The organism is Gordonia araii NBRC 100433, assembly GCF_000241265.1.
GTDB classification, from domain to species: domain Bacteria; phylum Actinomycetota; class Actinomycetes; order Mycobacteriales; family Mycobacteriaceae; genus Gordonia; species Gordonia araii.
In genome coordinates this window covers 26,709-33,559 of the sequence record NZ_BAEE01000042.1, presented here as the reverse complement: position 1 = coordinate 33,559, position 6,851 = coordinate 26,709, and the positions used below count along the sequence as shown (strand labels likewise).

7 protein-coding genes and 1 pseudogene are annotated in these 6,851 nt (G+C 70.1%); 2 read left to right on the top strand and 6 right to left on the bottom strand.

Features of this window, described 5'->3' with window-relative positions:
- Positions 1 to 409: pseudogene (locus GOARA_RS06820) on the bottom strand (hypothetical protein); the annotation flags it as partial.
- A gap of 98 nt (positions 410 to 507) precedes the next feature.
- Entirely contained in the window at positions 508 to 1,434 is a 927-nt protein-coding gene (locus tag GOARA_RS06815; protein WP_007321600.1) for an SMP-30/gluconolactonase/LRE family protein, read from the bottom strand.
- 73 nt (positions 1,435 to 1,507) lie between these two features.
- Between GOARA_RS06815 and GOARA_RS06810 the strand changes: the two genes are divergently transcribed.
- Positions 1,508 to 2,218 carry a DUF1361 domain-containing protein gene (locus GOARA_RS06810; RefSeq protein ID WP_007321599.1) on the top strand — a complete coding sequence of 237 codons (711 nt, stop codon included), beginning with the start codon at positions 1,508 to 1,510 and terminating at the stop codon, positions 2,216 to 2,218.
- A gap of 5 nt (positions 2,219 to 2,223) precedes the next feature.
- Here GOARA_RS06810 and GOARA_RS06805 read toward each other — a convergent pair whose 3' ends face one another.
- Both GOARA_RS06805 and GOARA_RS06800 read right to left on the bottom strand, forming a co-directional pair.
- Positions 2,224 to 3,351, bottom strand: a complete 1,128-nt coding sequence (locus tag GOARA_RS06805) for an alkaline phosphatase family protein (RefSeq protein ID WP_007321598.1) — start codon at positions 3,349 to 3,351, stop codon at positions 2,224 to 2,226.
- A complete protein-coding gene (locus GOARA_RS06800; RefSeq protein WP_007321597.1) occupies positions 3,348 to 4,709 on the bottom strand; it encodes an FAD-binding oxidoreductase in 1,362 nt (453 codons plus the stop codon). The genes GOARA_RS06805 and GOARA_RS06800 overlap by 4 nt, the downstream gene beginning before the upstream one ends.
- A 78-nt stretch (positions 4,710 to 4,787) precedes the next feature.
- Between GOARA_RS06800 and GOARA_RS06795 the strand changes: the two genes are divergently transcribed.
- Entirely contained in the window at positions 4,788 to 5,138 is a 351-nt protein-coding gene (locus GOARA_RS06795; protein ID WP_007321596.1) for an iron chaperone, read from the top strand.
- A 4-nt stretch (positions 5,139 to 5,142) separates the two neighbouring features.
- On the opposite strand, the gene GOARA_RS06790 is transcribed toward GOARA_RS06795, so the two are convergent.
- On the bottom strand, positions 5,143 to 6,390 hold the full coding sequence (locus GOARA_RS06790; protein ID WP_007321595.1) for an RNA polymerase sigma factor: 1,248 nt from the start codon (positions 6,388 to 6,390) through the stop codon (positions 5,143 to 5,145).
- Position 6,391: 1 nt separating this feature from the next.
- The gene (locus GOARA_RS06785; RefSeq protein WP_007321594.1) at positions 6,392 to 6,763 is read right to left on the bottom strand and encodes a YciI family protein; all 372 of its coding nucleotides are present in this window, start codon (positions 6,761 to 6,763) and stop codon (positions 6,392 to 6,394) included.
- Between the last annotated feature and the right edge of the window lie 88 nt (positions 6,764 to 6,851).

Here is a 6,851-nt window from a genome sequence, read left to right as displayed (position 1 = left end):
GACCCCGCTCCGCTGCATCGGAGATCCGCTCCGACATCGAACGGCTCGGCGTGGCCGCCGGTCGCGGTTGAGCCGATGCCGCCATCGGATACGGCGGGGCGATGGGAGGTCCGTAGCGCGCAGGGGGGTTCGCGTAGTACGGCGGCTGTCCGTAGGGCGCCGGGCGCGGCGGATACGGCTGCGCTTGCGGCGGCGCCATGGGCGCCGGTTGCGCGGGCACCTGGCCGGCTGGTGTCGGCGGTGCCGCGGCGGTGGCGGGTGGCGCGGCCTGCGGGGCAGACGCGGATTGGGCGAGGGAAGCGGAGAAGTCGGCGAACTCCGTCGACACGGCGGAGAGGCGGTCCCGCAACGTCCGGAGTTCGCCGCCGATGCGTTCGGCGGCCGCTAGGAGGTCAGAAGTGTCGGTCATGACGCCAACCCTCCCACCGTCGGGGGTCGGTGACCTGCGCAGAACTACTCAGCGCGCCCAGTCACATCCCCGCATCGGCCGGGCGGCGCGTTGGCGAGTTACCGCAAGAGCACGGAGAGAAGGTCGCCGGTTTCGGTGCCGGCGATCATGCGATGCGGGCTGCCGGGTGTGACGGTGAGAGCGGTCAGCGGCTGTCCGGCGCTGTGCGTGCAGGTCTGCCGCGTCCGCGTGTCCACCGTGATGAACTGTCCGGTCACGCTGGTGACCGCGAGTCGATGGCGGGGCAGGGCCACAAGGTCGTCGAGGGAACCCGGGAGCGGCGCGGTCAGGTCGAGGACCGACGCCGAGGCGGGTCGGTGGATCGGGAGGCGCAGGACGCGCCCGGTCAGACTCGTCGTCAGCGTGACGAACAGCTGGCCGTCGACAGCGGCGATCCCGTTGACGCCGAAGCCGTTGAGGAGTGGAGCGATAGCGCGCTGTGCCCGGGCCGTCCACGCGCGGTCGATCTGCCCGTCCGGACGAACCCGGATGACCCCCTGTCCGCTATCGGCGACGTAGAGGGCGCGGTCGTCGCCGAAGGCCATCCCGTTCGGCATGGCGAAGCCGGTCGCGAACACCCGCGCGGTCGGTCGCTTGGCATCGGGATCGAATCGGACGACCGTTCCGCTGCGGGGCAGGCCGGGCAGCATGTTCGTCGTCGTGGTGCCCGACGCGGCGTACAACAGGCCGTCGGGGCCGAGGCGGACGGCACCGGGGTCGTCGACCTTCACCGAGCCGGTCACGCGCCCACCGGGCGAAACGCGCGTCACCTTGCCGGCGCGGAGCCGGGAGACCCACAGGTTGCCGCGCCTGTCGTATCCGAGGTTCTCGGCCCAGTCGTCGAGCGGCTTCTTCGCCGGGCTGATGACCGTCACGGTCGGCGCGGCGCACGCGGGCGCACCGGCAGCGGACGGCGTCAGGGCCAGCGTCGACGCGACGGCCGCCGTGAGCGCGGCCGTGGTCAAAGTCCTTGCCGGTGTGCGCATTCGGCCGAGACTACCGTGCGGGAACGGCCGCATGCTCGGCCGATCCGCGGATTCGCGCCGTACGGTGGTCGACATGTCCACCCAATCCGTGTCTCGCGGTGGCTCGCCGTTGAGGCTGACCGATCCGCGAATCCTCGTGCTGCTGGCGGCACTCGCCGGGACCACGGTTCTGACCGCCGTGCTCGGCATCACCGACCGAAGCGCGCCGCTGTCGTATCCCAGCCGCTTCCTGATCTGGAACCTCTTCCTCGCCTGGATTCCGCTCGGCTTCGCCCTGGTGTTCGCGGTCGCGCGTCGCCGAATCTGGTTGGTGCCCTTCGGAATCGCATGGCTCGCCTTTCTTCCCAACGCCCCGTACCTGATCACCGATCTCGTTCACCTGCGAGACGGATACGACCTGTGGCGTCACGTGCTGCAGTACGGCTTCGCCGCGTGGACCGGGCTGATCCTCGGGGTCGTGTCGATGCGTCTGATCCACCGCCGTCTCACCGCCGAGTTCGGTGCCGTCGCCGGGTGGGCGGCGATGGCCGTCACGGTCGCGCTGTGTGCCGTGGGCGTGGTGATCGGCCGCTTCCAGCGATGGAACTCGTGGGATCTGATCAATCGGCCCGACGACGTCGTCGCCGCGACCTTCGACTGGGTGAGCAACCCGCTGTCGTCGGTGCAGTCGACCGGCGTCGGCCTGGCCGTGGCCGCCTTTCTGGCGCTGGCTTACCTGACGATGTGGGGATACGAGGCCGTCGCGGGCGCACAGGTTCGTCGGCCGGGTGTGCCCCGGCAGTAGCGTCGTCAGCGATTCGAGATCAGCGGCACCAACTGTTCGTCGTCGGTCCACGAACCGTGATGGCCGACCATCATCGATTCGATCGGTTCCGCGGTCGGGCACACCAGGACCGAGTCGCCCTCGGCCGCCGCGACGATGTCGCCGATCCGGCCGCGGATCGTGTCCGTCGACGGCGTCGGGCCGAACCAGTGCTCGTCGAGGGCCTGTTCTTTGGTGACGACCCGCGCGTGGCCGGCCAACGCTTCGGTCCAGCGGCCCGCGACATCGGCGACGGCGTCGGGCCGGTCGGCGTAGACATGCCGGGCGCGCGCTTCGCCGGCGATCAACTCCACGTCGTGGCGAAAATCGGGCTGGTCGAGGTCGACGGCGGTGCCGGCGTTGACCATTCCGTGGTCACCGGTGATGAGCAAGGTGGCGGTGGAGGGCAGGTCCGTCATCAGATCGGCGACCATCGAGTCGATGCGAGCGAGTTCGGCGAGCCACTCGGCGGATTCGGAGCCGAAGATGTGCCCGTTCATGTCCAGGGCCGGGTAGTAGGCGTAGGCGAAGCGCCGGTCCGTGCCGGAATGCGTTGCGACATCGAGGATTCCGTCGCGCACGTCGTCTAGGTTCTCGGCGTCGTGCAGGGTGCCCGAGGTCCGGAAGGCGGCACGGGTGAGGCCCGAGCGCACCTGATAGCCGGGCACCACGTAGTGCACGTCGAGCCCTTGCTGCGCGAGTCGCTGCACCGTGCTCGCGACCGGTTGCACCGATTCCGGCGGCAGCAGGTCGCGGGCGTCTGGGCCCTCGGCGCTGCCGGTGCGCCAGCGCAACGCGTTGAGGATCTCCCGGCCGCCGTCGGCGGGCATGCCGAAGCTGTACCCGATGATGCCGTGGGTCGCGCACGGTGCTCCGACCGCGAGGCTCGTGATGCTGGTGGCGGTCGTCGCCGGGAAGCCGGCGCGCAGCGTGTGCCGGCTGCCGGCCGCAAGAGTCGGTGCTTGCTCGGCGTGGCGGTTCAGCAGCTCGGCGCCGAGGCCGTCGATCAGCAGCACCACGATGTCGCGCGCCGGTGCGATGCCGAGCGGATTGTCGCCGGCGTCGTCGAGCGCCGCCGCGACCGAAGGCAGGATATCGGCGAGGGTATGACTCACAGCAGAACACCGGGGTTGAGCAGCCCCTGCGGATCGAGCGCGGATTTTATGGTGGCCGTCAGGTCCATGACGTCCTCGCCCAGTTGTGCGGGCAGCCAGGACTTCTTGAGTCGGCCGACGCCGTGCTCGCCCGTGATGGTGCCGCCCATTTCGACGGCCAGGCCCATGATCTCGTCGAAAGCCACCTGCGCGCGACGCGCTTCGTCGGGGTCGGCGGGATCGAAGACGATAAGCGGGTGGGTGTTGCCGTCGCCGGCACGGGCGATGACGGCGATCGTCACCTCGTTGGCGTCGGCGATCGCTGCGACGCCCTCCACCAGGTCGGGCAGCGACGGGATCGGAACGCCGACATCCTCGAGGAGCAGGGAGTCGCGGCGTTCCACCGCGGGGATCGCGACCCGGCGCGCGGCGGTGAACGCCTCGCCCTCGTCCGGGTCGTCGGTGGCGAAGACTTCTTCGGCGCCGCATTCCCGGAACGCCGTTTCGATGAGGCCGATCTCGGCCGGGCCGGCCGGTCCCGGTGCGTCCGACTGCGCGATCAGCATGGCGCCGGCGTCGCGGTCCAAGCCCATCTTGAGCACGTCCTCGACGGCGTTGATCGACGTGTGATCCATGAACTCGAGCATCGCGGGACGCGTCTGCGCGGTGACTGCGACGACGGCCTCGCTGGCCTGGCGGACACTCGGGAAGACGCCGACCACGGTGCTGGCCGGAGCCTGCGGCAGAAGCAGGCGGACGGTCACCTCGGTGATGATGCCGAGCAGGCCCTCGCTGCCGACGAACAGCCGGGTCAGGGAGAGCCCCGCACTGTCCTTCAGCTGTTTGCCGCTCAGGCGGAGAGCGCGGCCGTCGGCGAGGACCACTTCGAGTCGGAGCACGTAGTCGACGGTGACGCCGTACTTCACGCAGCAGAGCCCGCCGGCGTTGGTCGCGGCGTTGCCGCCGATCGTGCAGATCTCGAACGACGACGGGTCCGGCGGATACCACAGGTCGTGCGCGGCGGCCGCGGCTTTGACCTCGGCGTTGAACATTCCGGGAGCACAGACGGCGGTGCGCGTGGCGGTGTCGACGGTGACCCCGCGCATCTTCTCCGTGGTGATCATCAGCGCGCCGTCGACGGCGGTCGCGCCGCCGGACAGGCTGGTGCCCGCACCGCGCGTGGTGATCGGGACGGCGCGCTCGGCACACCAGCGGACCGCGGTCTGCACGTCCTCGGTGGTCAACGGCCGCACCAGCGCAAGGGGTGTCCCGGCACTCGGGTCTTGGGCTCGGTCCTGCCGGTACGTCGCAAGGATGTCCGGATCGGTGACCACCATCCCGGTGGGCAGGGCAGCGATCAGCGTCGTGACGTCGGCCATGATCCAAGGATCGCACGCACGCCTGAACCGCTCAGGTTTTCCCGCCGGCCGCCGCCATGCTTGTGCGACCATGGTCGGATGAGCAAGCCGGCCGACGTGGACTCGTATCTGGCACTGTTCGACGGGGAGGCGCGTGCCCGGTTGGACCGGTTGCGGGCGGCGATCACCCGGATCGCCCCCGACGCGGTCGAATCCATCGCCTATGACATGCCCGCCTACAAGTTGAACGGAAAGCCGCTCGTCTACTTCGCGGGCTATGCCAAACACGTCGGTGTGTACGCCACGCCGAGCGCTCAGGCCGCGTTCGCATCCGAACTGGCCGAGTACAAGCAGGGCAAGGGCTCGGTGCAGTTCCCGCTGAACCGGGAGATGCCGTGGGATCTCCTCGAGCGGATGATCCGATTCAACGTCGACGAGTTGTCCGGTTGACTCGTCAGATCACCCGGTCGCGGCTGTCGGCGGAGTCATCTGCGCATCGGCGCTCGGCGAGTCCGTCCCGCCGTCTGGTCAAGTGGTCGCGTTCGGCCTGGTCCGTCGACAGGGAGACGGCCCGCTCGTAGGCGGCGGCCGCCTCGTCCCAACGGCCGAGGCGTTCGAGCAGGCTGGCGCGGGTGCTCCACGCGGGTTGGTAGCGGTCCGCCCCGTCGAGCTGATCGAGGAGATCGAGCCCGGCCCTGGGTCCGTCGGTTTCGGCGACGACCGCCGCCAGCGCGACGGCGCCGCCGACCGTGGGCGCCAAGCGCTGCAAGGAGACGTGCAGCCGGCGTAGGACCGGCCAGTCGACTTCGCCGCCCGGCATCCGTGCGCAGTGCATCGCCGCGATGGCGGCCTCCAGCTGGAATCGGCCGGGCTCGCCGATCCGGTGGGCGTCGCGCAAATGGGAATGACCGCGTGAAATCAGGGACGCGTCCCAGGAATCCGGGTCCTGCTCGGGCAGCGGGACGTACCGGCCGTCGGCGTCGACCCGCCCGGCCAGGCGAGCACTCGACAGGCACATGAACGCGGCGAGTCCGTGGGCTTCGGCGCTGGTGGGTGCCACGTCGGCGACGACCTCGCCCAGCCCGAGGATGAGGGCCTGGCGGGCACGGGGCAGATTCGGCCACTCGATGCTGAACGCGCCGTAGATGGCTTCGAGCACCGGGGCGAGCCGGTCGGGCAGCTCGTGATCCTCGGGGACCGCGAAGGGGATGCGGTCCCGAACGATCCGCTTCTTGCAGCGCACCAATCGGGACGCCATCGTGGTCGGCGGTACGGCGAAGGCCCGTCCGATCTGCTCGGCGGTGTAGCCGAGAACGGTGTTGAGCATCAGTGGCGTGCGCATTGCCGGCGGGATCGCTTCGTGTGCGCAGACGAGTAACAGTTCGAGGCGGCGGTCCCCGGCCTCGCTCGGAGGGGCGGCGAGATCGTCGAGCTGTGGGTCGAGCGGGACCGAGGTTCGCCAGGCGGCCGACCGCCAGTAGTCGCGGCGGCGATTGCGCGCGACGGTGAGCAGCCACGCCTCCGGGCGCTGCGGCACTCCGTCGACCGGCCAGGTGCGCAGCGCGCGTTCGAACGCGTCGGCAAGTGCGTCCTCCGCGGCCGCGACGTCGTGATTCTCGGCGACCAGCATTGCCAGCAATCGCCCGTAGCAGGCGCGGGCCGCGGCCTCGGCCCGGTCCCGCGCCTGCTCAGCGTCGACCATCTCAGCTCGCCCAGGTACCGTCCACGCACGAGGCGGCGACGCGCCGCACTTCGATGACGGCGTATTGGGTCGCCGGGTGCCGCTCCGCCCAGGCCAGTGCGGCGTCCTCGTCCGGCACATCGATGACGAAGACTCCGGCGAGCGCTTCGCGCGTCTCGGCGAACGGTCCGTCCTGGATGCGCAGCTCGCCATCGCGGCGAGTCACCGTCTTGGTGTGTGCGATCGATTCCATGATCTCGGCGGCGACGAAGACGCCCGCCGAGTGCAGTGCCTCGGTGTAGGCGTCCATCGCCTCCCGCATCTCGAGGATGGCTTGCTCGGGGATCTCGCCCGGCTCGGGCTCAGCGTTGTTCAGCAGTAGCGCGTAGTGCATGGTGTCCTCCTAGACCATCGTGGCGCGACCGCGTTTCGGCCGCTACCTTCATGACGATCGAGGCGACGCCGAATCGGCACATCACCCG

Coding starts and splice junctions, on each gene's coding strand:
- GOARA_RS06790 (WP_007321595.1), bottom strand. CDS start 6,390: ATGGTCGACGCTGAGCAGGCGCGGGACCGGGCCGAGGCCGCGGCCCGC.
- GOARA_RS06800 (WP_007321597.1), bottom strand. CDS start 4,709: ATGGCCGACGTCACGACGCTGATCGCTGCCCTGCCCACCGGGATGGTG.
- GOARA_RS06795 (WP_007321596.1), top strand. CDS start 4,788: ATGAGCAAGCCGGCCGACGTGGACTCGTATCTGGCACTGTTCGACGGG.
- GOARA_RS06785 (WP_007321594.1), bottom strand. CDS start 6,763: ATGCACTACGCGCTACTGCTGAACAACGCTGAGCCCGAGCCGGGCGAG.
- GOARA_RS06810 (WP_007321599.1), top strand. CDS start 1,508: ATGTCCACCCAATCCGTGTCTCGCGGTGGCTCGCCGTTGAGGCTGACC.
- GOARA_RS06815 (WP_007321600.1), bottom strand. CDS start 1,434: ATGCGCACACCGGCAAGGACTTTGACCACGGCCGCGCTCACGGCGGCC.